This is a genomic window from Kribbella sp. NBC_00662, from assembly GCF_041430295.1.
GTDB lineage: Bacteria > Actinomycetota > Actinomycetes > Propionibacteriales > Kribbellaceae > Kribbella.
In genome coordinates this window covers 2739178-2762714 of the sequence record NZ_CP109029.1, presented here as the reverse complement: position 1 = coordinate 2762714, position 23537 = coordinate 2739178, and the positions used below count along the sequence as shown (strand labels likewise).

19 protein-coding genes are annotated in these 23537 nt (G+C 68.5%); 7 read left to right on the top strand and 12 right to left on the bottom strand.

Annotated elements, in window-relative coordinates:
* Positions 1-131 precede the first annotated feature (131 nt).
* Together OHA10_RS14035 and OHA10_RS14030 are read left to right on the top strand one after the other, a co-directional pair.
* Positions 132-1337, top strand: a complete 1206-nt coding sequence (locus tag OHA10_RS14035) for a DUF2786 domain-containing protein (protein ID WP_371406632.1) — start codon at positions 132-134, stop codon at positions 1335-1337.
* Complete coding sequence (locus OHA10_RS14030; protein WP_371406631.1) at positions 1334-1852, top strand: dTDP-4-dehydrorhamnose 3,5-epimerase family protein; 519 nt, start codon at positions 1334-1336, stop codon at positions 1850-1852. Before OHA10_RS14035 ends, OHA10_RS14030 begins: the two co-directional genes overlap by 4 nt.
* Here OHA10_RS14030 and OHA10_RS14025 read toward each other — a convergent pair.
* The gene (locus tag OHA10_RS14025; RefSeq protein ID WP_371406630.1) at positions 1812-2411 is read right to left on the bottom strand and encodes a TetR/AcrR family transcriptional regulator; all 600 of its coding nucleotides are present in this window, start codon (positions 2409-2411) and stop codon (positions 1812-1814) included. The two genes, OHA10_RS14030 and OHA10_RS14025, sit on opposite strands and share 41 nt — an antisense overlap.
* 124 nt (positions 2412-2535) lie before the next feature.
* Here OHA10_RS14025 and OHA10_RS14020 point away from each other — a divergent pair, with 124 nt between their 5' ends.
* Positions 2536-4029 carry an MFS transporter gene (locus OHA10_RS14020; protein ID WP_371406629.1) on the top strand — a complete coding sequence of 498 codons (1494 nt, stop codon included), beginning with the start codon at positions 2536-2538 and terminating at the stop codon, positions 4027-4029.
* On the opposite strand, the gene OHA10_RS14015 is transcribed toward OHA10_RS14020, so the two are convergent.
* The 3 genes from OHA10_RS14015 to OHA10_RS14005 are packed head-to-tail and all read right to left on the bottom strand — an operon-like array spanning position 3993 to position 6230.
* Positions 3993-4739, bottom strand: a complete 747-nt coding sequence (locus OHA10_RS14015; protein WP_371406628.1) for an SDR family NAD(P)-dependent oxidoreductase — start codon at positions 4737-4739, stop codon at positions 3993-3995. The two genes, OHA10_RS14020 and OHA10_RS14015, sit on opposite strands and share 37 nt — an antisense overlap.
* On the bottom strand, positions 4732-5982 hold the full coding sequence (locus OHA10_RS14010) for an AMP-binding protein (RefSeq protein WP_371406627.1): 1251 nt from the start codon (positions 5980-5982) through the stop codon (positions 4732-4734). The genes OHA10_RS14015 and OHA10_RS14010 overlap by 8 nt, the downstream gene beginning before the upstream one ends.
* Positions 5979-6230, bottom strand: a complete 252-nt coding sequence (locus tag OHA10_RS14005; RefSeq protein ID WP_134105965.1) for a phosphopantetheine-binding protein — start codon at positions 6228-6230, stop codon at positions 5979-5981. The genes OHA10_RS14010 and OHA10_RS14005 overlap by 4 nt, the downstream gene beginning before the upstream one ends.
* A 173-nt stretch (positions 6231-6403) precedes the next feature.
* On the opposite strand from OHA10_RS14005, the gene OHA10_RS14000 reads away from it, so the two are divergent.
* Positions 6404-8827 carry a hypothetical protein gene (locus tag OHA10_RS14000; RefSeq protein WP_371406626.1) on the top strand — a complete coding sequence of 808 codons (2424 nt, stop codon included), beginning with the start codon at positions 6404-6406 and terminating at the stop codon, positions 8825-8827.
* Positions 8828-8830: 3 nt separating this feature from the next.
* Here OHA10_RS14000 and OHA10_RS13995 read toward each other — a convergent pair whose 3' ends face one another.
* Together OHA10_RS13995 and OHA10_RS13990 are read right to left on the bottom strand one after the other, a co-directional pair.
* Positions 8831-10105 carry an ATP-binding protein gene (locus tag OHA10_RS13995; protein ID WP_371406625.1) on the bottom strand — a complete coding sequence of 425 codons (1275 nt, stop codon included), beginning with the start codon at positions 10103-10105 and terminating at the stop codon, positions 8831-8833.
* A 71-nt stretch (positions 10106-10176) separates the two neighbouring features.
* Positions 10177-11748 (bottom strand): glycoside hydrolase family 10 protein, encoded by a 1572-nt coding sequence (locus OHA10_RS13990; protein WP_371406624.1) that lies wholly within the window; start codon positions 11746-11748, stop codon positions 10177-10179.
* An 84-nt stretch (positions 11749-11832) separates the two neighbouring features.
* Here OHA10_RS13990 and OHA10_RS13985 point away from each other — a divergent pair, with 84 nt between their 5' ends.
* Together OHA10_RS13985 and pseI are read left to right on the top strand one after the other, a co-directional pair.
* Positions 11833-12339 carry a GNAT family N-acetyltransferase gene (locus tag OHA10_RS13985; RefSeq protein ID WP_371406623.1) on the top strand — a complete coding sequence of 169 codons (507 nt, stop codon included), beginning with the start codon at positions 11833-11835 and terminating at the stop codon, positions 12337-12339.
* Positions 12340-13389: a pseudaminic acid synthase gene (pseI, locus tag OHA10_RS13980; RefSeq protein WP_371406622.1), complete on the top strand. Its 1050-nt coding sequence runs from the start codon at positions 12340-12342 to the stop codon at positions 13387-13389.
* Here the strand turns inward: pseI and OHA10_RS13975 are convergent.
* Positions 13386-14162 carry a hypothetical protein gene (locus tag OHA10_RS13975; RefSeq protein ID WP_371406621.1) on the bottom strand — a complete coding sequence of 259 codons (777 nt, stop codon included), beginning with the start codon at positions 14160-14162 and terminating at the stop codon, positions 13386-13388. The two genes, pseI and OHA10_RS13975, sit on opposite strands and share 4 nt — an antisense overlap.
* 64 nt (positions 14163-14226) lie before the next feature.
* On the opposite strand from OHA10_RS13975, the gene OHA10_RS13970 reads away from it, so the two are divergent.
* Positions 14227-15717: a class I SAM-dependent methyltransferase gene (locus tag OHA10_RS13970; protein ID WP_371406620.1), complete on the top strand. Its 1491-nt coding sequence runs from the start codon at positions 14227-14229 to the stop codon at positions 15715-15717.
* Here OHA10_RS13970 and OHA10_RS13965 read toward each other — a convergent pair.
* Genes OHA10_RS13965 through OHA10_RS13945 form a run of 5 tightly spaced genes read right to left on the bottom strand, consistent with a single transcriptional unit; the run spans position 15714 to position 23476 of the window.
* Positions 15714-17861, bottom strand: coding sequence for a glycosyltransferase family 2 protein (locus tag OHA10_RS13965; protein ID WP_371406619.1), 2148 nt, complete (start codon positions 17859-17861; stop codon positions 15714-15716). The two genes, OHA10_RS13970 and OHA10_RS13965, sit on opposite strands and share 4 nt — an antisense overlap.
* Complete coding sequence (locus tag OHA10_RS13960; protein WP_371406618.1) at positions 17858-19576, bottom strand: hypothetical protein; 1719 nt, start codon at positions 19574-19576, stop codon at positions 17858-17860. Before OHA10_RS13960 ends, OHA10_RS13965 begins: the two co-directional genes overlap by 4 nt.
* Complete coding sequence (locus OHA10_RS13955) at positions 19569-20393, bottom strand: hypothetical protein (RefSeq protein ID WP_371406617.1); 825 nt, start codon at positions 20391-20393, stop codon at positions 19569-19571. Before OHA10_RS13955 ends, OHA10_RS13960 begins: the two co-directional genes overlap by 8 nt.
* Positions 20393-22675: a glycosyltransferase family 2 protein gene (locus tag OHA10_RS13950; RefSeq protein ID WP_371406616.1), complete on the bottom strand. Its 2283-nt coding sequence runs from the start codon at positions 22673-22675 to the stop codon at positions 20393-20395. Before OHA10_RS13950 ends, OHA10_RS13955 begins: the two co-directional genes overlap by 1 nt.
* 48 nt (positions 22676-22723) lie before the next feature.
* Entirely contained in the window at positions 22724-23476 is a 753-nt protein-coding gene (locus OHA10_RS13945) for an N-acetyltransferase (protein WP_371406615.1), read from the bottom strand.
* Positions 23477-23537 lie beyond the last annotated feature (61 nt).

The following is a 23537-nucleotide window of genomic DNA, read 5'->3' as shown; positions in this document are numbered from 1 at the left end:
GCCGCCAGGCCAGGTGCCCGGCTCCGCTGCGTCAGCGTCCTTTCGGGCAGCCTGCAGAGTCACGGGGTTTGTCCACAAGGGGAACGATTCCCGTTTGGGCAGGAACTTCGGTGAGTGTCAGACTCGACGACGTGAGTGACGAGGAAATCCTGCGATTGTTACCGATCACGGCTGCGGTCGTGGCGGTGCGCGACGATCGCGCCGACGAACACCTTGCCCGCCTGGGCGCGTACGACGAACGCGACCAGGCGCAGGTGGACCGTTGCGTGCAGGCGTTCCTCACCGGTCTGCTTCGCACCACCTGGGAGCGCGGCTGGGCCCCCGCCGACGTCGTCCAGCACGGCCGCCGCAGCCTGGATGCCGGCGTCGAGTCGCTCCTGCTGGCCGCGATCTCCGCCGAACACGTGGGCTACAAGGCCACGACGATCGACTCTCGCTGGCTCGAGCAACTGACCGACCTCGGCGTGCCGCAGCCCTTCACCAAGCTGAGCCTGACCGCATGGGCCGCCGGTGCTCGCGTCGGCCGCTACCTCACGTTGCACCACGCGCTCTCCCTGGCCGGCTTCCTCCAGACGCTGCCCGTTCTGGCCCGCCTCTTTCCCCTGCCCGGTACGACGGTCCGCCAGACCCACCACGTCGCACCGGCAAACGGGAAGATGCTGGCGCGGATCCGTGGACTGCTCGCGAAGGCGGAGGCTACCGAGTTTCCGGAGGAGGCAGAGGCGTTGTCCGGCAAGGCCCAGGAATTGATGGCCAAGTTCTCGCTGGACAGTGCGCTGGTCGAGGCGGACATTGAGATCCCGGACGACTCCGCGGGCCGGCGGCTGTGGGTCGAGACGCCGTACGTCTCGGCCAAGGCACAGCTGGTCGGCGCGGTCGCATCGGCGAACCGGTGCCGGACGGTCGTGATCGACGACCTGGCCGTCGTCACCATCGTCGGTGCCGAGGTGGATCTGCAGCACACCGAGATCCTCAGCACGTCCCTGCTGGTCCAGGCGAACCGGGCGATGATTGCCGCTGGCAAGCACATCGGTCATCGGGGGGAGTCCAGGACGCGTTCGTTCCGGCAGTCGTTCCTGATGGCCTACGCGCTGCGGATCGGTGAGCGGTTGGAGCAGACCGCGGCAGAGACCCAGGCCGCCGTACCGGAAGCGGATGCGGATCGGCTGCTGCCGGTGCTGGCGAAGCGGGAGGAGCAGGTCGACGCGCTCTTCGCCCAGCTCTTCCCGAACACGACGACCCGACGGACCCGCATCACCAACGGCGCCGGGTGGCACGCAGGTCTGACCGCGGCTGACCAGGCGCAGCTCGAGGCCCGCCGGCAGGTCCGCCGGTGAAGGCCGAGGAGACCACGATCCCCGGAGTACTGCAGATCGCGCTGGACGTGAAGCCCAACGACGACGGCTGGTTCAAGGAGAACTTCCACCGCGAGAAGCTGGCCGAGCTCGGGATGGACGTCGTGCAGCACAACGTGGCGTACTTCGCCGAAGCGGGGATCGTCCGGGGAATCCACGCCGAGCCGTGGGACAAGTACATGTCTCCGTCGTCCGGCCGGGTGTTCGCGGCGATCGTCGACCTGCGGGAGACCGAGACGTTCGGCCGGGTCGAGACCTTCGAGCTCGGCCCGGAGGAGGCACTGTTCGTGCCGCGTGACGTCGGGAACTCGTTCTGCACGGTGGCGCCGCACACGACGTACAACTTCCTGGTGAACCAGCACTGGTCACCGGAGCGGGTGGCCGTGGATCCCTTCGATCCCGAGCTGGCGATCGAGTGGCCGATCCAGGAGCTCAAGTGGACCGAGCGGGACGCGGCTAACCCTTCGCTGGAGCAGCTGAGGCAGCAGCGGGCCTGAGGCCGCACAGCACGATGTCGAGCAGACGGTTCGCCTGTTCGGGCTCGATGTCGCGGCCCATGTTGATGCCGCCGACCAGCCTCATCACGTCTGCGAGCTCGAGCTCCTGCCGGACTTCGCCGGCTGCTTTCGCCTTGCTCAGCAGGAGTTCCCCGGCGTCCTGCACGTTGACCTTGCAGGCCTTGAAGAACGGCGAATCCTTGCCTAGGGCAACCGTAAGCTCACCGGCCAGGGTGCCCTTCGACAGCCCGTACCCGAGGAAACTGCGCAGCCAGGCGGCCAGCGCCTCGAACGGCTCCAGCTCCCGGTCGAACTCGTACGCCCGGTCGCAGACGGACTGGATCTCCTCGACGTAGACCGCCTCGAGCAGCGCGGTCCGGCTCGGGAACCGGCGGTACAGCGTGCCGATGCCGACGCCGGCGCGACGGGCGATCTCCTCCAGGGAGGTGTCGGTGCCGTGCTCGGCGAAGGTCTCCCGGGCGGCCGTCACCAGGCGGTCGTAGTTCCGGGCGGCGTCCGCACGGGACGGCCGCGTGCACGGCAGGGGTTGCGGCGCCATCCAGCCTCCTCGCACAGGTCCGCTCAGAATATCGCTTGCAAAGCGGAGGATGCCTCCGTATTGTATCCGGAGGAGCGCTCCGCTTTCCTCTCACAACTGTAACCCCTCCGGGGTAAGGAGCAATATGTCGGCAACAGCCGCGGCGCCGGCCGGCGCCAATTCCGGCACGCCCGCTCGGCGGCCGGGGGTAGTTCTCGCAGTCATCCTGGTCACCCAGCTGATGGTGATCCTCGACGGCACCGTGGTGAACATCGCGATGCCGCACATCCAGCAGGCCCTGCACTTCAGCCCGTCCAGCCTGTCGTGGGTGCAGAACGCGTACGCACTCGCGTTCGGCGGCCTGCTGCTGCTCGGCGCCCGCGCCGGCGACCTGCTCGGCCGCCGCCGGGTGTTCATCACCGGTATCAGTGTCTTCACGCTCGCGTCGCTGCTCGGCGGTCTCGCGCCGAACGCGGAACTGCTGCTCGCCGCCCGCGTGCTGCAGGGCATCGGCGGCGCCATCGCCGCTCCGGCCGCGTTGACGCTGCTCATGCTCACGTACCGCGAAGGTCCCGAGCGGATGAAGGCGCTCGGCTACTACAGCCTGGTGTCGTCAGGTGGCGGCAGCGTCGGCCTGGTGCTCGGGGGCATGCTGACCGAATGGGCGTCCTGGCGCTGGGGCCTGTTCGTGAACGTCCCGATCGGTATCGCGCTGGTCTTCGCCGCGCGACGCGTGCTGACCGAGACCGCGCCGGAGACCGGCCGGTTCGACGTGGCCGGTGCGCTCACGTCGACGCTCGGCATCACGTCGCTCGTCTACGGCTTCATCCGGGTCGCCGAGGCCGGTTGGACGTCGGCGGAGGTACTGGCCGCCTTCGCGATCGGCGTGGTGCTGCTGGTCTCGTTCGTGCTGATCGAGCGCCGGGTCAGTCACCCGATCGTGCCGCTGCGACTGTTCAGGTCCGCAACCCGGTCGACGTCGTACCTGACCATGCTGCTGGTGGTCGGGACCATGTTCGGGATGTTCTTCTTCCTGACGCAGTACCTGCAGGGCGTGCTCGCGCTCAGCCCGCTGGCTGCCGGCCTGGCGTTCCTGCCGATGACCGGTCTGCTGTTCACCGCGTCGCGCGTCGTACCGCGGCTGGTCGCGCGCATCGACGGCGCGAAGCTGATGCTGACCGGGTCCACGCTGGTCGCGCTGGGGACTGTATGGCTGACCCAGCTGGACGCGCACAGCACCTACCTGCACGACGTGGTCGGTCCGCTGCTGCTGTTCGGCGGCGGCGCCGGGATGATCTTCATCCCGCTGGTCGGCCGGGCCATCTCCGGTGTCGCACCGCAGGACTCGGGCGCCGCGTCCGGCATGCTGAACGTCGTCCAGCAGGTCGGCGGCGCGCTGGGCCTGGGCATCCTGGTCACGATCTTCGGTACGGCGAGCCGCAACTCGACCTCCGTCGTACCGCGGGAGGTCCTGGTCGACGGCGTCCACGCAGCCTTCATCGGCGCGCTGGTGTACGCCGGGTTGTCCCTGGCCATGATCGTGATCAGCGTGCGTCCGTGGAACTGGTTCCGGACCGAGCCCGAGCCGGTCGAGAGCCTGGCTCAGATGGAGGCGGCGCCGTCCACGACGAGCACCTGACCGTTGAGGTTCGTGTTCTCCAGCAGGAGCATGCGGACGACCGGGAGCACGTCCTCCGGCTCGGTCAGGTGACCGGTCGGGGTACGGCGGACGATCTGGTCGAGCTGGGTCTGACCTAGGACCGCGGACATCTCCGAGGCGAAGAACCCCGGCGCGACCGAGTTGGCGAGGATGCGGCCACCGAGCTCACGAGCGAGTGAGCGGGTGGCCGCGTCCATTCCGCCCTTGGTGGCCGAGTATGCGACCAAGCCGGGATAGCCGCGTTGCGCACAGATCGAGGTGATGTTGACGATCCGGCCCTTGAGGCCTTTGGCCAGCATCCGGCGCAGGACGAAGCGGGTCAGGATCAACGGCGACGTCAGGTTGGTCCGGATGATCTCGGCCAGATGATCGGCCGAGGTGTGGACGTGCAACGAGTCCTGGCCGATCGCGGCATTGTTGACCAGGGCATCGATCGGGCCGAGGTTGCTCTCGACCGCCTTGACGAAGTCCTGCGCCGCTCGGGCGTCGTTGACGTCGACGGATCCGTAGTACAGGTGGTCCGGGTACTTCTCGCCGAGTGCGGTCAGCTCGGGCGTGACGGTCCGGGCGAACGCGGCGACCTTGAGCCCGTTCGCGAGCAGGTCGGTGACGATCGCCAGGCCGAGACCGCGCGAGCCGCCCGACACCAGCACGACCGAGGCCGGCGGGACAACACTGACTTCAGACATCACTCTTCAGGGTTTCCTTCTGCGGGATCTCGTCGAGGAACTTGATCCTCCGGGGGACGCCGTAATCGGGCAGCCGGGTCGAACACCACTGCACCAGGTCGGCGTCCGTGATCGGGCCGAGCGCGCGATTCGGGACGACCTCGGCCGCGACCATCCGGCCGACCAACGGCGCCTTGCGCGCGAACACCCGCGCCCACGAGACACCCGGATGACCCATCAGCACGTTGCGGACCACACCGGCCGACACCTTGGATCCGCCGACGTTGATCTCATCGGTGTCCAGCCGGCCGGTGATCAGCACGCGGTCGCCGTCGTACTCGATCCGGTCGCCGGTGTGTACGGCGCCGACCAGGCCCGCGCCGTGGTGCGGCGAACGGATCACCAGCTCGTCGCCCTCGACGGTCAGCATCGGGCGGTCCGGATCGGGCTCGCGGTCGAGCCAGGTCTTGGGGAACCCGGCCTTGCCGTCGTGCACCACGATCGAGGCACCGACCTCGGACGAGGCGTAGATCCAGGAGATCCGGGTGTTCGGGAAGATCTCGCGCAGCTGGTCGAGGATCGCCTGGTCGACGGGCTCGCCGCCGAGCGTGATCTGCTCCAGCGGTACGCCGGCGAGCGCGTCGGCGTCCCGGTAGATCGCCTGCCGCCAGAAGGTCGGCGTACCCGAGGCTGCTGTGACGCCGTGCTCGGTCGCGATCGCGGGCCATTCCTCGAGCTCGCTGGGCTCGATCACGACCAGGCCTTGGTCGGCCTGGGTCAGCGAGAGTGTGACGACCTGCCACCACGCATATGTCCCGGGCGAGTACGGCAGCAGCCAGGTGCGCGGCGGTTGATCGGCGGTGACCGTGGTCAGGGACTCGAGCGTGTGGCCGATGCGCTTCGGGCGACCGGTCGATCCGGACGTCAGCAGCCAGGCGCGGCCGGACTCCTCGACCCGCTTCAGCTTGGCCGGGGTCACTGACCCATCGGGCAGGACGATGGCGAACCCGGACTCGCCCAGCTCCTCGCGCATCCGCATGTCGACGCGGGACTCGGTGGCCACGAGCAGCTCGGTGCCGTGGACCGCGTGGTGGCGAAGGGCGGCGAGCGCGTCGGCGCCGCTGTCGACCAGGACTGCCGCGGGTGACGGCAGTTGCGGCAGCTTGTGCAGCGTCCGCCAGGTCAGGCGCTTACCGGCGACGACGACAGTGTTGTCATCGCCGATCAGGGCGGTGGTCCGGCGGCGGCTGGTCACGGCCGTCACGCAGACTGAAGCTGCTCGATGAAGTCCAGTACGTCGCCGACCGTCGCGATCCGGCGTAGCCCAGGGGCATCGAAGTTCAGCTCGTCGCCCAGCTCGTCCTCCACCCGGAGGGCCAGCTCGGAGAAGTCCAGCGACCGGAACCCGATCTCCCGGAGATCCGCTGTGTCGTCGGCCGGCAATGACCGGCCCTGGGCCGTCATCACCTCACCCATCATCTCCCTGACCCGACCCCGCGCCACCGAACTCATAGTCCCGAAGCCTAGCGGGTCACCATGGACTGTCCCGGCTGTCAGCCGTTTGAGCATCAGGACCTCCCGACGACTTCGGGGTCTGGGAGATTACTGAGTGTAAATGCGAACTTCACCGTGGTAAACGGCTCACCGGCCACGAACGCGACTCGTCGGACTCATACACTTGCGCGATGATCAGAGCGGGCAGGCGCCGTACTGCGGGACGCGGCAAGCGGATCGCGGCCTTGGCGAGCCTGCCCGTACTGCCGCTGGCCTGGTTCGTCGCGCTGCAGGAACATCCGCCGTGGATGCCCGCGGCGTACCTCGGTTATCTGCTGGTCGTGATCGTCGTACCGGGCACGCTGTTCTGGCGCCGATTGACCGGTGGCGTCGGCTGGTTCTCGGCGGACGTCGTCCTCGGTACCGCGTTCGGGCTGGCCGTCGAGGCGCTGGTCTACCCGATCGGGATGCTGTTCAAGATGCCGTTCGCGGCGTTGCTGATGCCGGCACTGGCGTTCGGGGTGTGGCGTGCGCTGCCGCCGCGCCAGCTGCCGGAGCGGCCGACGCCGTGGTGGTCCATGGCCGGCGCGATGGTCGCGGTCGGTGTGGCCGCGGCGTGGTTCGTGCGCGTCGGCTCGCGGCTCATTCCGCTCGACGGGTCAGAGGCGCTGCGGCCCAACTCGGACGCGCCGCACAACCTCGCTCTCGCAGGTGAACTGACGCACCACTTCCCGCCGCGCGTCCCGTACGCCGACGGCGGCTGGCTGACGAGCCACTGGGCTGCGTACGACCACATCGCGTCCGTGCACTGGACCACGAGTGTGCCGCTCGACGTGCTGACGCATCGGATGGTGCCGTTCGCGTGGATCTTGCTGACGGTGCTGGGTGCGGCCGCGGTCGGGATGGTGCTGACGGGTCGTGCGGTTGCCGCACCGATCGCTGCAGGGCTCGTGGTGGCCGGAGGGGATCTGGTTGCTTGGCCGTGGGCGGTGTCCGACCGGGTGTTTGCGGACGGGCCGTTCTCCCTGGGTCAGCTGACCAATCCGCCGCAGGCGTTCTCCACGGTGTTGCTGCTGCCGCTGATCGCGGTCACTGCGGTGCTGCTGCGACGCCGCACGCCGAAAACGCGGGGTGAATTGTTTCGGCTCTTCGTTGCGGCCGGTGTGCTCATTGCCGCGCTGGCGTTGACGAAAGCGACCGCACTGCCCGTCTACGCGACCGGTCTGGCGGTTGCGTGGATCTACTTGACGGTCCGCGCCGGTCGGCTCAATCTGCGCGCGCTGGTGCTGGGCGTGGGCGTCGCGGCGGCGTACGCGATGACGTTCTTCCTCGTACTCGGTGGTGCGGCGTCGAGTGTGCGGTTCGATCCGGGGGCGACGTTCCACAGCTTGGCGGATCGGATGGGTGGCGGAAACGCGGTTCCGGTGATCGCTGCGGTGGTTGTCGTCGGGTGGGTCATGCCGGTGGTGGGCGCGTTGCTGATCAGGCGGCGGTTGGCGCGGGATCCGATGGTGGTCTTCCTGTTGGCTGGATTCGTCGCTGCGGTGCTGGGGGCATCGCTGTTGGCGGATCGTGGTGACACACAACTGTTCTTCGTACGGACCGGGTTCGTTTTCGGGGTGCTGCTTGCGACGTGGGGGCTTGGGTCGCTGGAGCGGCGGCAGTTCTGGATCGCTGCGGTCGCTCTCGCGATTGGTGTGGCGGCCATCTACTGGGGTCGCTATCGCTCGGACAGCTCGTGTACGTCGAGCAACTGCTTCGGGCAGGGTCTCGTTGTCGCATTGGTGATCGCTGCGATCGGCATCGGCGTATTCGGGCTGGTGCTGCGGGGCTCCAGGCGCACCTGGGCTGTCATCGCGGTGGCGGTGCTGGTGGGTACGACGGTGTCGCCGACGGTGGCGTCCGTACGGAAGTTCGCCAGCCCGCCGCTGACGTCGTACGAGTCGATCGCACCGGGCGGGATCGAGGCGGCGCGCTTCATCCGGCGCAACTCCGGGTCGGACGACCGCATCGCCACCAACCTGCACTGCCACCAGGCCCGGTCGTCACACTGCCAGATCGGCTCGTACTGGATCGCCGGGTACGCCGAGCGGCGCGTGCTGGTCGAGGGGTGGTCGTACCAGTCCCGCGTCGACGACAGCTATCCCGCGGGGGTCCAGGGCCCGTACTGGGAGCAGGAACAACTGCAGCTGAACGACGAGGTCTTCAGCAACCCCACCCGCCAGGTGATCGAGACCCTGCGTACGAAGTACGACGTCCAGTGGCTGCTGCTGGACGACCGCGTCAGCGCACCGCCGAAGAACCTGGACAAGCTGACCGAGCTCCGCTTCCAGCTGGGCACGGTCCGCGTCTACCAGATCTACCCGCCACCCCCGGAGACCCCGTTCCCCACCAGAACCCCGTCTCCGACCGGCAACCCCACCCAAACGCCCAGCGTCCCGACCGGAACCCCGAGCTCCCAGACAAACACGCCCACCACCCCAACCAGCACCCAAGCCCCAGGCCAAACCCAACCAACCCAGCCCTTCCCGACCGGCAGCCTGCCAACCAACACCGTGCCAACCGGCCCACTCCCGACCCAGCAATCAACCACGCCGATCCTCGAGAGCCCGTAGGCATCAAGGTCCGAGCAGCGCAGCGGGGACGACGAGGATCCCGTCCTGGCGGCGATAGGCCTCGGTCCCGGTACAGATCACCATCGCATCCAGAAGATCCGCACCGAGCTGGGATCTCAACCACAGCAGGTGTTTGACGTCGTCGTCGGTCACGAACGGCGTGAGCTTCACCTCGATCGCCAGCACCCGGTGATCGGCACGCTCGACGATCAGGTCCACCTCGTGGTCGCCGTTCCTGGTCCTGAGATGCCGGACGCCTGCCTCGGCAGCCTGCGCATAAACCCTGACGTCGAGGGTGACCAGCGACTCGAAGAGCTGCCCGAGCAGTACGCCGTCGCGGATCCGCGGATGACCCTTGGTCGCGTCGTCGAGCAGCGCGTCCACGCCGACCCCGAGGAGAGCCGCCGCCAGCGCCGGGTCGGCCAGATGGTGTTTCGGCGACGACGCGAGCCGGCTGAGACGGTTCCGGGTCGGCAGCCACGCCTCCACGGGCTCGAGTAGCCACAGCTGACTCAGCACATCGCGGTACGCCATGGTCGTCGTCTTCGCAGGCTTGTCGCTGTCACCTGCGGTCGCAGCGTCGAGGATCGCGTTGTACGACGCGGTCGTCGCGGTTGCGGCAGCGTAAGCGGCCAACCACGCCCGCAGGGTGGCGGGACGCCGCACCAGGTGTCCCTGCTCGGGAAAGTCTCGTTCGACGATCCGGTCGAGGTATCCGGTGAGCTGAGCACGCCGGGGCCGGTCGGTGAGCGGCCTGATGCCCGGGAAGCCCGATCGAACGATCTCCTCGGTGTACTGGGCCAACTGCACGTCGGTCGTACCATCCGCAGGCCCTTTGGAGCCGGTCAGCAGACTCCGGATGCTGACGGTCGGCGACTCGATCCCGCGCTCGGAAAGCGACATCGGACGCATCCGCAGGCGGACGATCCGCCCAGCGCCGGAATGGGTCGGTGCGTCGACCGGGCTGGCGCTGCCGGTCAGTAGGAAGCGGCCCGGCGTCGCGTCGCGGTCGACGCTACGCCGGACCTGGTCCCAGACCGGTGGATGCAGTTGCCATTCGTCGACCAGCACCGGCGGCTGAGCCCGATCCAGTCGATCCGGATCCGCCTCCAGCAGAAGTCGCCGAGCCGGGTCGTCAAGCGCATAGACCGTCTGCGCCCGCCGAACCGCGGTCGCGGTCTTGCCGACGCCTTTCGGCCCGTCGAGCGTGACCGCCGGCAGGCCGGCCAGCAACTCGTCCAGCTCCGCGTCGACGATCCGGTGCACATACGCGTCCACCTCGCCAGACTACCGTTAGCAGCATCCGTACACTACCGTTAGCAGACCTCCAACACTACCGTCAGCAGATCTCAGCGGAGCGAGACGGTGGGGATTGCGATGCTTTGGTTGGAGAGGCGGTCGAGGGCGGTGACCCTGTAGAGGTAGGCCTTGCCGGGGGTTGCTGTGGGGTCGGTGTAGGACTGGGCGGCGCCGCTGGAGCGAACCGTCGCAATCAGGTTGCGGGCGTCGTTGTCGGGGCAGTGGTCGGCGCCCAGGAGGTCGCGGCGGTAGATGGCGTACGACGTGGTGTCCTTCGACGTGCGGGACCACTTGAGTTGCACGCCGTTCGCGGTGCGGCTGGCGTGGACCGCGTGAGCGGGCAGGGGCGGGCGAGAGTCCAGCGCGGGCATCGCGGGGATCAGCGCCAGCCTCGTGTACCAGGTGTTGTTGAGGAGCGTGGTCGCGCCGAGACGGTCGGCCCGCACGTCCTTCGCGGAGAAGTAGATGTTGCCCTTCACCTCGGGGATCGCGCTGTCGAACGCCAGGTGGTCGCTCAGCTCCTGCGGGTCCGACCAGTCCGGCGACTGGGTCGACGTACCGACCTTGTACGTCGCCTCGCCGATGTAGAGGTGGACATGCGTACCGCGGACCTGGTCGGCCCACCACGGGACGATCTTGTTGTAGTCGGCCGGTGCGAATCCACCGGCCCAGTAGACCTGCGGGACGATGTAGTCGATCCACTCCTCGCGGACCCACTTACGCGTGTCCGCGGCGAGGTCGTCGTACGTCTGGACGCCGGCCGTGGTGTCGGTGCCCTCCGGGTCGGTCGCCTTGTTGCGCCAGACCGCGAACGGCGAGATGCCGAACTTGATCCACGGCTTGATCGCGTGCATCTTCTGGCTGAGCTCGCTGATCAGCAGGTCGATGTTGTGCCGCCGCCAGGCCTGGAGGTCGGTGTAACCGTCGGCGTACTGCGCGAACGTCGCGGCGTCGTCAAAGGTCTGACCGGCCACCGGATACGGGTAGAAGTAGTCGTCGAAGTGCACGCCGTCGATGTCGTACCGCGAGACCGCGTCCATGATCGCGTCCTCGACCAGCTTGCGGGCCGCTGGGATGCCGGGGTTGTAGTAGAGCTTCCCGCCGTACGAGACGACCCAGTCCGGGTGCAGACGCGCCGGGTGGGTCGGGATCAGCGCATTGAGGTCGGTGCCCATCGAGAGCCGGTACGGGTTGAACCACGCGTGCAGCTCGAGGTTCCGCTTGTGCGCCTCGGCGACCGCGAACGCCAGCGGGTCGTAGCCGGGATCGCCGCCCTGGGTCCCGGTCAGGTACTGCGACCAGGGCTCGACCTTCGACGGCCAGAACGCGTCCGCGGTCGGACGGACCTGCAGGATGACCGCGTTGTGGTGCTGCCGGACCGCGTCGTCGAGCCAGCCGATCAGCTCGGCCTGCTGCTGCGCGGCACTCAGACCGGTCTTCGACGGCCAGTCGATGTTCACCACGGACGAGATCCAGCTGGCCCGGAACTGCCGCAGTGGAGTCGTCGCGCTGGGCGCACACGCCTGCTGGCTCGCCGGCGCGGCGGACGCCGTACCGGTCAACCCGCTCAGCAGCAGCCCTGCCGTCACACCGAAGACACCCATCGCTCGCCAGACTCTCATGTCACTCTCCGACCGTCGATCAAGCTGAAGTCGAAAGATGTTTACACACCAAGCCGCTTGAAGAGAAGACGCTAGGTTAGGTACATGCTGCGCACCGCTACTGAACTTGATGTCGACACCATCCGGCGGCTGCGGAACCAGCAGGCCAATCGCGACGTCAGCATCACCTCGCACGAGATCACCGCGGACGAGCACGCAACGTGGTGGGCGAAGACCTCGGTCGACCCCAGCCGCCGGGTCCTGATCTACGAACGGGACGACAGGACGGCCGGCGTCGTCAACTTCTTCGACCTCGACGGATCGTCGGGCGCCTGGGGCTTCTTCCTCGACGCCGACGGGCTGGCGGAGCGCGGCAAGACGCTGCCCGCGTGGATCGAGGTGATGCGCGAGGCCACGGCGTACGCGTTCGACGAGCTCGGCCTCGACGTACTCACCGGCGAGGTACTCGAGCACAACGCCGTGGTCCGGCAGATGAACCGGCGCTTCCGGTTCGTCGAAGGTACGCCGGAGGTCCGGTACGCCGACGGCCGCGAGGTCACCGTGATTCCGATCAGCCTGCGCAAGCAGGACCGTAGAACCCAGGGGAACTGAATGAGCACCATCGAGATCGGCGGCGTGCCGGTCGGACCGGATCACCAGCCGTTCGTCATCGCCGAGATGTCCGCGAACCACAACGGTGACCTGGCGCGGGCGCTCGACATCGTCCGGGCGGTCGCGGAGTCCGGCGCACAGGCGCTGAAGCTGCAGACCTACACCGCGGACACGATGACGCTCGACCTCGACCTGCCGGCGTTCCGGCTGCCGGTGGAGCACGAGCTGTGGAGCGAGGCGCGGCTGTACGACCTGTACGAGGAGGCGCACACCCCGTGGGCGTGGCACGAGCCGATCTTCGAGCTGGCGACATCGCTCGGGCTGGTGGCGTTCTCGTCGGCGTTCGACCAGACCGCGATCGACTTCCTCGAGAAGCTGAACGTCCCGGCGTACAAGGTCGCGTCGAACGAGATCGGTGACCTGCCGCTGGTCCGCGGGATGGCGGAGACCGGCAAGCCGATCATCATCTCCACCGGATCCGCGACACTCACCGACATCGACGCCGCGGTCCGGGCGGCGCGCTCGACCGGCAACGAGCAGATCATCGTGCTGTCGTGTACGGCGAGCTACCCCGCGCCGCCGGAGCAGTCGAACCTGCGCGGTATCCCGGTCCTCCGCGACGCCCTCGGCGTACAGGTCGGCCTGTCGGACCACACGATGGGAATCGGCGCTGCCGTGGCCGCGGTGGCGCTCGGGGCGACCGTGATCGAGAAGCATGTGACGCTGAAGCGCGTCGACGGCGGCGTCGACTCCGCGTTCTCCCTCGAGCCGTGGGAGCTGGAGCTGTTGGTCGAGAGCACCCGCGTCGCCCAACTCTCACTCGGCAAGCCCGCCATCGGCCCCAAACAAGCCGAAGAGAACGTCCTCCGCTTCCGCCGCTCCCTCTACGTCACCCAGGATGTCCGAGTCGGCGACCCCATCACCCCGGAAAACGTCCGCTCCATCCGCCCAGCCGGCGGCCTGGCCCCCGACCTCTTCCAACAGGTCAACGGCCGCCCCTTCCGCACCGACGTCAAGGCCGGCACGCCCCTCACCTGGGACCTGCTCTAGCTCATCGGGGTCAGGGTTTTCAGGCTGTCCCGGGCTTTGGTCGCGAAGGCGAGGAAGGGCTGTTCGGGGTTGATGAAGGCGTCCAGGCGGACGAGGACGACGTACGTCGGTGTGCGGTACTGCAAGGTGCGCTCGGTGTAGGTCTGGGCGCCGACCGGGTACGTGCGGACGATGTAGCGGGCGCGGACACCGAAGCCGGGTAGAGCGCGCTCGACGACCGAGGCGCGGGGCTTGCCGTCGGTCAGGATGTGGGCGCATTCGGGTGGGGTCGGCAGGCGCTGGTCGAGGAGCCGGTCGCCGAGCGCGCCGGCCAGCTCGACGACGTTGACGCTGACGAACGGGCGCTCACGGCCGACCCCCTGGCCGAGGGAAGCGAAGCCCACGGCCGAAGGTGTGGTCGGCGCAATGAAGTCGCCGGGCACACCGGGGACGCCCTGGTAACGAATGACGTCCCGGCAGATCGCCGGTTCGACCTTCCAGACGGCCAGCGGATCCGGCCGCCAGGTCGCGGTCGGCGCGGGCGGATAGATGTAGAGCGACTTCTCCAGCTTGTGCGTCCCGTACGCCGTCGGAAGCGCCAACTGCAGGTCGTTCGCGGTGTATCGGAACTCGGCCGGCGTGGGAGTCGTCGACGCCCGAGGGACCGTCGTCATCGCCGTAGGCGCCGCACTGGGAGTGGCCGGCGGTGCGGTGTGATCGGTTGCCCGGTCGGACGTCGTGCAGCCGGCGAGGATCAGTGCGAGGCAGCCGGCTGCCAGAGCCCATCGTGTCACCGCGGTCCCTCCCCCTGGGATCATGTTCTGTCTGATGCATGCTACGCAGGAAAGGTTGGCCGGGGTGACCGAGTACTTGTTGTTTCCGGGGCGGCATCATGTGTTGACCCGGTTTCAGTCGGAGTTTCTGCGGAAGTTCGCGGGGCGGACCGTGGTGTGGGCGGTGACGTCGGCGAATCATCAGACGACGAAGCGGAATCCGGTGGCGTTCGATCGGCGGGAGGCCGCGATCGAGCGGTTCAGTGTGGCGAGTGGGATCCGGTCGCTCGTGGTCGGAGTCGTGGACACCTCGCCGACGGACGAATTCGCCGAGGTGACGGTGAAGGCGATCGAGGCCGGGACCGATGACCTCGTCCGGTTGACGCCCGCGAACACGGTGGTGGCGTGCTCGACCCCGTCGGTCAGCAAGTTGTACGAGCGGTTGGGTTTCAGCGTCATCGGGGTCGAGCCCGAGGGCGTCGCGCACCCCTGGGACGTCCTACTGATGATTGCTGCGGGCAATGATCAGTGGAAGGAACTGGCACATCCGGCGACCGTGGATGTCTTCGAGCGGTACGCCCTGGACGCACACGTCGCGCGCTGCGTGAACGACCCGGTGGTCGGTGACGATGGCGGCCTCACCACGACCCGGGACTACAAGACGTACGCCGACGCGTTCGAAACCGCCGCCGATCGGAAATGGCAACAAATCAAGGGCTTTGTCCGCCCCGGACGCATTCTCGACATCGGCTGCGCGACCGGCGCGACGCTTCAACTGATCGATGCCGATCCACGATTCCACGAGTCGGATCTGATCGGTGTCGAGGTCGCCCGGCATTTGTACGCCGAATGCGTGCACAAGAAGGAACAAGGCCTCTTCACCAACCCGAACGTCTATTTCTACCAACGCAATATGCTCGGTTCGGCCGTCTTCCCGCCGCGGTCGATCGACACCACGCTGACGCTCGCGCTCACCCACGAGATCTGGTCGTACGCCGACGGATCCCGCCCGGACACCGTCCAGCGTTTTGCCGATGCCCTGTTCGCGCACACGGCACCACACGGCGTCTGGATCAACTCCGACGTCTGCGGCCCCGACGAGCCCGACCGCCCCGTCATACTGCGGCTGGACGACAGCGACGGCGAGAACCCGGACGACATCACCGACCTCGAGACGCTCGACGATCCCGCGGCGTACATCACCAAACTCTCCACCCGCGCACGGTTCTTCCAGTTCGCGCACGACTTCCGGCGGAACGCGAAGGTCCCGTTCGAGTACGACGAACGCCCCGACGGACTGGTACTCCGGCTCGCCGACGCGATGGACTTCCTCACCCGCAAGGACTACGTCGACAACTGGCTGAGCGAGACCCACGAGCAGTTCTGCGGCCTCAACTTCGCCGGCTGGTCCGCGGTCGCCGAACGCGCCGGCTTCACCATCGACCCCGCCTCGAACGCCTGGCGCAACGACTGGGTCATCGAGAACCGCATCGCCCCTGTCGCCTCCATCACCACCGCGACCGGCGACCCGCTCGACTGGCCGGTCACCCACCAACTGCTGGTCGCGAGGCGCTAACTCACCTCAAGGTGCAGTGTCCCGGCGAGCGGCCGTACGGCGAACGCGGACCCGCCCCGGGTGATCGTCAGCGGCAGCCGGCTCGACAAGAACGGTTCGCACTGCACCGCGTGCGACGTACCGTCCGGTGCCGTCGCGAACAGGATCCAGTCGGCCGGCTCCAGGGCCGCCATCTCGACAACGGCGGCCCAGCCGTCATCGGAGATGGTACGACGGCACGCGACGTCCACGTGATCGTCGGAATCGGGCAGATACCGGCGCCAACTGAAGTCGACGTCACCCCAATCGGGGCCCCGCACCACCAACATGTTGCCAGCAGCAACCGCTGCGGTGGCGGTCATCCGGATCGGCGACTCGTGCAGGTTCACGTAGCCGCCGGTCGACCGGGTCAGCATCACCACGCGACCGCCTTCGGCGTGTGACACCAGTCGGTCGCCCGCGGTCCACAACAACACCTGCTCGCGGCCGTCCGGTCCACGCATCCGGAACGCCCGCGTCGTCCGCTGGCTGAACGGATCGTCCGGGTTGATCTCCTCGAGCATCGGCCGGAGCGGCAACCGTGCGGTGAAGTCGCGGCCGTGGACCTCGAGCGGCAGCTCCTCCTCCCCGCCCGACAACGGCCGGCTGACGAACAGCGACGGCTCGTCCCACGCCGACCGCCCGTGTAGAACCAGCGCTTCGGGCGTCTGCTCGACCGACGTCAGTCGGCACGGATCCGCCAACCGCCGTACGGCGAACGCGCCTTCCTTGCCCGGACCCGGCTGGATCCAGCTGGTCCCGTCGATCCACATCCCCGGCGGCCAGCCCGGGCTGCCCGCCTTCTGGCCTCGCAGCAGGTCCCGGCGGCGGATCCCGCCGGCACGCATCCGTACGTCGAAATGCGACGGGCCCGCCGGACACTTGGCGAGCAGTTCGCGGCTGACACGAACCTCGAACCCGACCAGGTTCTCCTCGCCGCGAAGGTCGGTCGCCGGCATCCGCCGTACCGGAAGGCGATAGTTCCGGCCCGCGATGACGAGACCGATCCGGAGGCTCGACGGCTTGGACTGCAGGTGACGGATCTCAGCGGTGCCCCGCACCGACAGCTCGCCGTCGATCCAGGTCACCTCACGGATGCTCGTCGCCAGCGTGAAGTCGGTCTTGGACAGGGGCAGCTGTTCCTGCGCCGCGTCGGGGTCGAGGGCGACCAGACGCAGCAGCTCGGTGTCGCCCGCACGGACAGCGTCGAACTGCAGCTGGGCCAGTCGCGGCGCGGTCTCGAGCACGGCGTCATCGAGCCGGCCGAGGAGCTCGCTCGTGAGCTCGACGAGGTGCTGCTCCTCCTCCGGCGGCACCGTGCCGAACGCCGAGAGGATCGAGTGCAGGTCGATCTGGCGGAAGTGCGCGTGTACCCGGTGCCGGATCTCCGGAAGCGCGTCCTCGATCTCGTCAAGCACCAGACCGGCCGAGACGACCCGGTCGCGGATGTTCGCGAGCTGGAACTTCTGCTGTGTGATCGAGTCACCCGACTCGCGCTCGCGCCAGAAGTACACCGGCGCCGCGATCGTGTCGACGGTGACCGCGTCGAGGTGCGCCTTCAGAGTGACCGGGTAGTCCTCGTACCGGATCGCCGGGAAGCGGTAGGAGTACTCGTCCCAGAACGACCGGCGGTAGACCTTGTTCCACACCATCCGGTCGAGCACGAGCTGCGGTGTCTCGGAGATGTGCGTGGCGAACCGGTCTTCGGTGAAGGTCTGCCCGTGCAGCCACGACGGCCGTACGCCGTAGCTGTTGTTGAACCGTCGCGCGTTGCCGCCGGCGAAATCCGAACCGGTCCGGTCGAGCGCCTTGATCAGCAGGCCGAACCCGTGCCGGGTCACGAGGTCGTCGCTGTCGACGAACGTGAGGTACTCCCCCGTGGCGTGCTCCACCCCGGTGTTGCGCGCCGGGCCGAGCCCGGCGTTGTCCTGCTCGACGATCCGGAACCGAGAGTCGCGGGAGCACATCTCCTTCGCGATGACGGCGCTGTCGTCCGGAGACCCGTCGTCGACCAGGATCGCCTCGAAGTCGCTCCAGGTCTGTCGCGCGATCGAGTCCAGGCAGTCCCCGATGTACGCGCCGACGTTGTAGAACGGCACCACCACACTCAGGCGCGGACGGCTCATCGCTTCCGGATCCGGCGGGCGAGCTTACGGGCGACGGTCTTCGGCTTGCGGACCTGCGCGGCGTGGAAGATGACACGCGAGACGGCGTACGTCCGGGAACCGCGGATCCGCTCGTGCGCGGTGGTCAGGCGCTGGAGTTGGCCACGGAGTTCGCGGATGCGGTTCTCGCGGGTCTTCATCGCCTTGTTGCGGAAGCCGAGTGTGCGCTCGAGGCCGTAGACGTGGCCCTTGAGCTCGAACAGCTCCTGCTTGGCTGCTTCGGCTTCCGCGAGGGCCGTGCGTACGTCGACCGTGTCTTTGCGGGTCTCGAGTACTGCGTCGAGCGCCGCCGCCAGCTCTTTGCCCCGGGCAACTTGTTGGGTCGTCGCGGGGGCGGTGTCGGGCGAGGTTGCTTGGAGTTGTTCGGGCGGCTCGATGCCGGACATCCCGAGCCAGGCGGACACCAGGTCGGCACCGATCATCCACGGTGGCCACGGGTGTCGGCGGTGCTGCCTGAGCAGGCGGTCGTGGAAGCGGATCCAGGCGGCCGCGAGCAGGTCGTCCTTCTCTACCTCTTCGTGGGCTACCCATGGGGAGACTCCGTGGGCGAAGGATTCGCCGTCGAAGACGATGTCGTCCCAGCGGATGATCACGCGCGAGGCGGTCACCCATTCACCCAGGTCGGCGGCCAACTTGCGGAAGGCGGGGACGTCCTCGGCGGCGGCCAGGCGGAAGAGCATCGTCTCGACCGAGACACCCGGTGGGACGGTCGCGGGGACCACGGAGGGGTCGAAGGAAAGCAGACTCCCGTGAATGGAGACCGGCTCGGGGGTGGAGTCTGAGGTGGTCGCCGCGGGCTCGGGGATAGAGGGGCCGATGGTGCTGGTGGTGGACCAGCCGGTGAGGTCTTCGTCGGCGGTGAGGACTGCTTGGGCGGTCTGGGTGTAGACGTCGTGCGAGGGCGCCGCTCCGCAGATCGCCAGCCAGCCGGTCGAAACGGAGGCCAGCAGGCCGGCCCGAGAGGCGGTTTCGACGGCCTCGTTGGCCGGTGAGAGGAGGGGCGCGTCGGTGGCCTCAAGCGCACCGGTCGCCAACCGAGTGGGCAGCTCGCCCGGGCGGGCGGCGGCCGCGACGTCGGCGCGGATGAAGGTGCGGGAGGCGAAGTCGGCGTACACCTCTGCGCGCCACGGCAGCGCGGCCTTCAGCTGGTCTACCGAGACCGGGCGCGTGGGATCGTCGTGGAGCGGGCGCCACTCGTCGTCGCCGTGGCGCTGGTGTGCCGGGCGGCTGTCCAGCAGGTTCAGCAGCGAGAACTCGTTCTCCAGCGCGAGTACGACGACCCCGTCCGGCGCCGCGAGCCGGGACAGCGCAGCCAACCGCTCCGTCCACGACAGATCGGCGCTGTCGTAGCCGAGCACCCGGTCGAGCCCATCGGTCGCGATGATCACGTCGTACGGCTCGCCCTCCAACCCGTCGAGCGCGCCCGCGATCACCCGCAGGCACGGGCCGAAGTCCTCGCCCAGCTGCTGCGCGTCGGCGACCGAGCGGACCAGGATCGTGACGTCGGCGGAGTGTGCCAGGACGGACTCGATCTGCTGCGGCGCGTGCGGCCCGAGGATCAGCGTCCGGCGATTGGCCGGGACGACGTCGGTCAGCAGCGCCGCGAGCGCCGGCCGCGGCGTCGTGTGATCGGTCCAGGGCTGCATCTCGCCCCGGACCACCTGCAGCTCAGACACGCTCTCTCCAATCGAACAGGCTGCGCAGTTCCGCGGCCGGCATCATCCAGGGCTTCCCGAGCTCGAGGTCGGTGGTGGCCCGCGCGGCCTCCAGATCGATCGACTTGCCGAGCATCTCCGGCCACAGCCGCTCGATCCGGCTCTGCCCGCCGAACAACGGGTTCTCGCCTTCCATCTCCATCGGGTCGCCGTACACCGCCGGTTCGCAGCCGGCCGCGATGCCGTAGAAGATCGCGGTCGACAGCCGGTTGGCCGCGACCCGCTTGTGCTTGCGCAACTCCGCGAGCTGCTTGAACAGGAAGCGCCGATCGGTCCCCTCGTAGGAGAACCCTCGCCGCCCGAACGACACCACCCGGAACCCGGCGTCCTCGTAGAACCCGCGCACCTCGGGCCGGTCGTACTCCGTGTAGTACAGGCTGAACGTCACCGGACCGGGCTCGGTCTCGCGGATCTCGTCGATCAGCCGCCGGTGGTCGCCGTGGATCTTGCCGCCTTCCCACCCGTGGAAGAGGAACCACAGCGTGCCCTCGCGCTCGACCGGCTCCTCCGGCTCCGGCTCGAGCTCCATCAGGTAGAGGAACGGCGCCCCGATGCTGTGGTAGTTCCGCCGGCCGAGCGCGTGCCCGCGGCGCCGCGGCGCATCGCTCCAGGTGAACCGCCACGCGCCGTCGTAGAACTCGTGCACCGGGTTCCAGCCGCAGCCGATGTTCCAGCCGTGCTGCAGGTATCCCCGCAGCCGCGGCGGATGGTCGAAGTCGAACCCGGCGTACCGCGACAGGATGTGCGTCTGTCCGTAGTAGTGGTTGTGGTGATGCATCAGCGCACCTCGACGTGCAGAGTGCCGGCATGGGGTCGGACGGCCAGCGCGTGCGTCCCATGCGTGATTGCCAGCGGCAACCGGCTGCACAGGAAGGGCTCGCACTGTACGGCGTGCGCCGCACCGTCGGGGGAGGTCGCGAACAGGATCCAGTCGGCCAACGCGGCCAGCGGGTCGACCGACACCTTCACCGCGGTCACCGGGATCAGCGCGTCGACGTCGACCGCGGCCGACCAGCCATCGGCCGACGCGGTACGACGGCACGCGACGTCCAGGTGATCGTCGGAGTCGGCCAGGTACCGCCGCCAGCTGAAGGTGACGTCGCCGCCCTCCGAACCGCGCACCACCAACTGATTGCCCTCAGCAACCGCATGGGCGGCGGTGGTCCGGATCGGCGACTCGTGCAGGTTCACGTACCCGCCGGTCGACCGCGTCAACGTGACGACCCGATCGTCCACGACGCGCGAGACGGCCGAGTCGCCCGCCGTCCACAGCAGCACCCGCTCCTGCCGATCCGGACCATGAACACGGAACGACCGGGTCGTCCGCTGCCCGAACGGATCGTCGTGGTTCGCCGCGGCGAGAATGTCCCGGATCGGCAGCCGGGCGGTGAAGTCACGCCCGTCGACCTCCAGCGGAATCTCTTCCGCACCGCCGACGACCGGCCGGCTGAGGTGCAACTCCGGCTCGTCGAACGACGCCCGCCCGTGCAGGACCAATTCGTCGGCAGTCTGCTCGACCGCGGTCAATCGGCACGGATCCGTCAGCCGCCGCAGCGAGAACCAGCCGTACTTCCCCGGACCGGGCTGGATCCAGTTCGTCTCGTCGATCCACGCCCCCGGCGCCCAGCCGGGGCTCCCCGGCCCTTGGCCGCCGAGCATGCCCTTCCGGTCCCGCCGGCCCGACCGCATCCGCACCTCGAAGTGAGCGGGCGCTCCGGTACACCGGCCGAGCACCTCAGGATCCAGCAGTACTTCGAACCCGACCAGCGACTTGTCCCCGTGCAGGTCCAACGCGGCGTACCGGCGTACCTCGAGGGGATGTGACGTGTCGTCGACCACCAGCGCGATCTGCAGGGTCGAGGACCGGTCCGTCTCGAGGTGGCGGATCTCGGCGGTGCCCTTGACCGACAGCTTGCCGTCGACCCAGACGACCTCGCGCACGCTCGTCGCGAGAGTCAGGTCCTGCTCGCGCAGCCCGTACAGCCGCCGCGGCACGACGGTCTCGCCCTGCCCCGGGTAGTTGTAGTCGAGCTGCCGCGACCGCCTGCCCCGCGGAACCGCGCGAGCCCCGCCGCGAAGCCCGCCGGAGTTGCGGAAGACCGCGAGCCGGCGGAGCAGCTCGACATCACCGGCACGAAGCGCGGCGTGCTGGATCCGGTCGTACCGGTGGGTGGCGGCAAGCACCTCGCTGTCGATCCGGCCGAGCAGCTCGCGCGACAGGTCGACGAGGTGCTGCTCCTCCTCGACCGGGACAGTGCCGAATGCGGACATCAGCGTCAGTACGTCGATCTGTGCCAGGTGCGCGTGCGTACGCCGACGCACCACCGGTACGGCGTCCTCGACCAGGTCGATCACCATCCCGGCCGAGGTGACGCGGTCCCGGATGTTGCCGAGCTGGAACTTCTGCTGCGTGATCGACTCGCCGGACTCGCGCTCGCGCCAGTAGTAGACGGCCTGCGTGATCGTGTCGACGGTGACGGCATCCAGGTGCGCTTTGAGCGCGACCGGGTAGTCCTCGTAGCGGATCGGAGGGAACTTGTAGCCGTACTCGGTCCAGAAGGAGCGGCGGTAGACCTTGTTCCAGAGCATCCGGTCCAGGACCAGGTCTGGGAACTCCGTCACGTGGGTGGCGTGCCGGACCCTGGCGAACGGCTGCTTGTGCAGCCAGGACGGCCGGACGCCGAAGCTGTTGTTGAACCGCCGCGCGTTGCCGCCGGCGAAGTCTGAACCGGTTCGGTCCAGGGTCCGGACCAACGCCGCGAACCCGTACCGCGAGACGAGGTCGTCGCCGTCGACGAAGGCGAGGTACTCACCCGTTGCCTCGCTGATCCCCCGGTCGCGAGCGGGACCAGGGCCGGCGTTGTCCTGCTGGATCAGCCGGAACCGCGGGTCCCGGGCGCAGAACTCCTTGGCGATGACGGCGCTGTCGTCCGGGGAGCCGTCGTCGACGAGGATCGCCTCGAAGTCGGCCCAGGCCTGCTGGGCGATCGAGTCCAGACAGTCGCCGAGGTACTCACCGACGCCGTAGAAGGGCACCACCACGCTCAGCCGCGGCGTCACTCCGGTGTTTCCTCCCTCGACAGCTACGTGCTGGCCCCCAGCGGATTCCTACGTAGCGGCAACGAGGTGAACGGTCAGGAGGTTATGCACGGGTTCGAACCCGTACCGGGCCCAGATCCGCTGGATGCCGGTCTGGTGGCCCTGGGTCGAGACGACCAGCCGCCGGGACGTGCAGGCGTCCTCGATCGCGGCCAGCAGGTGGCCGTACCGTCCGCGGCCCTGCTCGGCCGGTACGACACCGGAGAGCTGGATCTCGGTCCAGGAACGCTGTTGGTCGATCGCGGCCAGCGCGAGCACCCGCCGGTCGGGACCACGCAGTACGACGGCACCCGCGTCGGCGATGCGCCGCCGGGCCCAGTCCTGCCGGCCGGCCAGCGCAAGCGTCCGGTCGAAGACCGGGTTGGAGCAGTAGTGGTTGCCGGAGTCGCCGAAGACGTCCGCGACCAGGTCGTCGACCAGATCGTCGTCGGCCGCCGGCTCGAGCTGCGTGCTGAAGCCGGCCAGCGGCGCGGGGCGCCGGCCCTTGCCGGTCGGCAGCGACCAGTAGACGACGGTGTCCGCGAGCAGCGCCTGCCGCGGACCGCTGGCCAGCGCGGCGAACCAGGTGGTCTCGCGGGCCGGGTAGCGCAGCACGATCACCTCGGCGGTCGACCGCTCGACCGCACCCAGTACCTCGGCGAGCGGCGTACCGGCGGAGGCCGAGACGGACATCCGGTCGATCGAGATCCCGAACCGCTTCGCCGCGTCAACGGACGGCCGGACGGTCAGTTCACCGGCCTCGAGCGCGTCGTACCAACTCATAGGGCGTCGAGCTTAAGGCATGGCAGCGGCGACGTGGAGGTGACCACCCGTGAATCGCCGG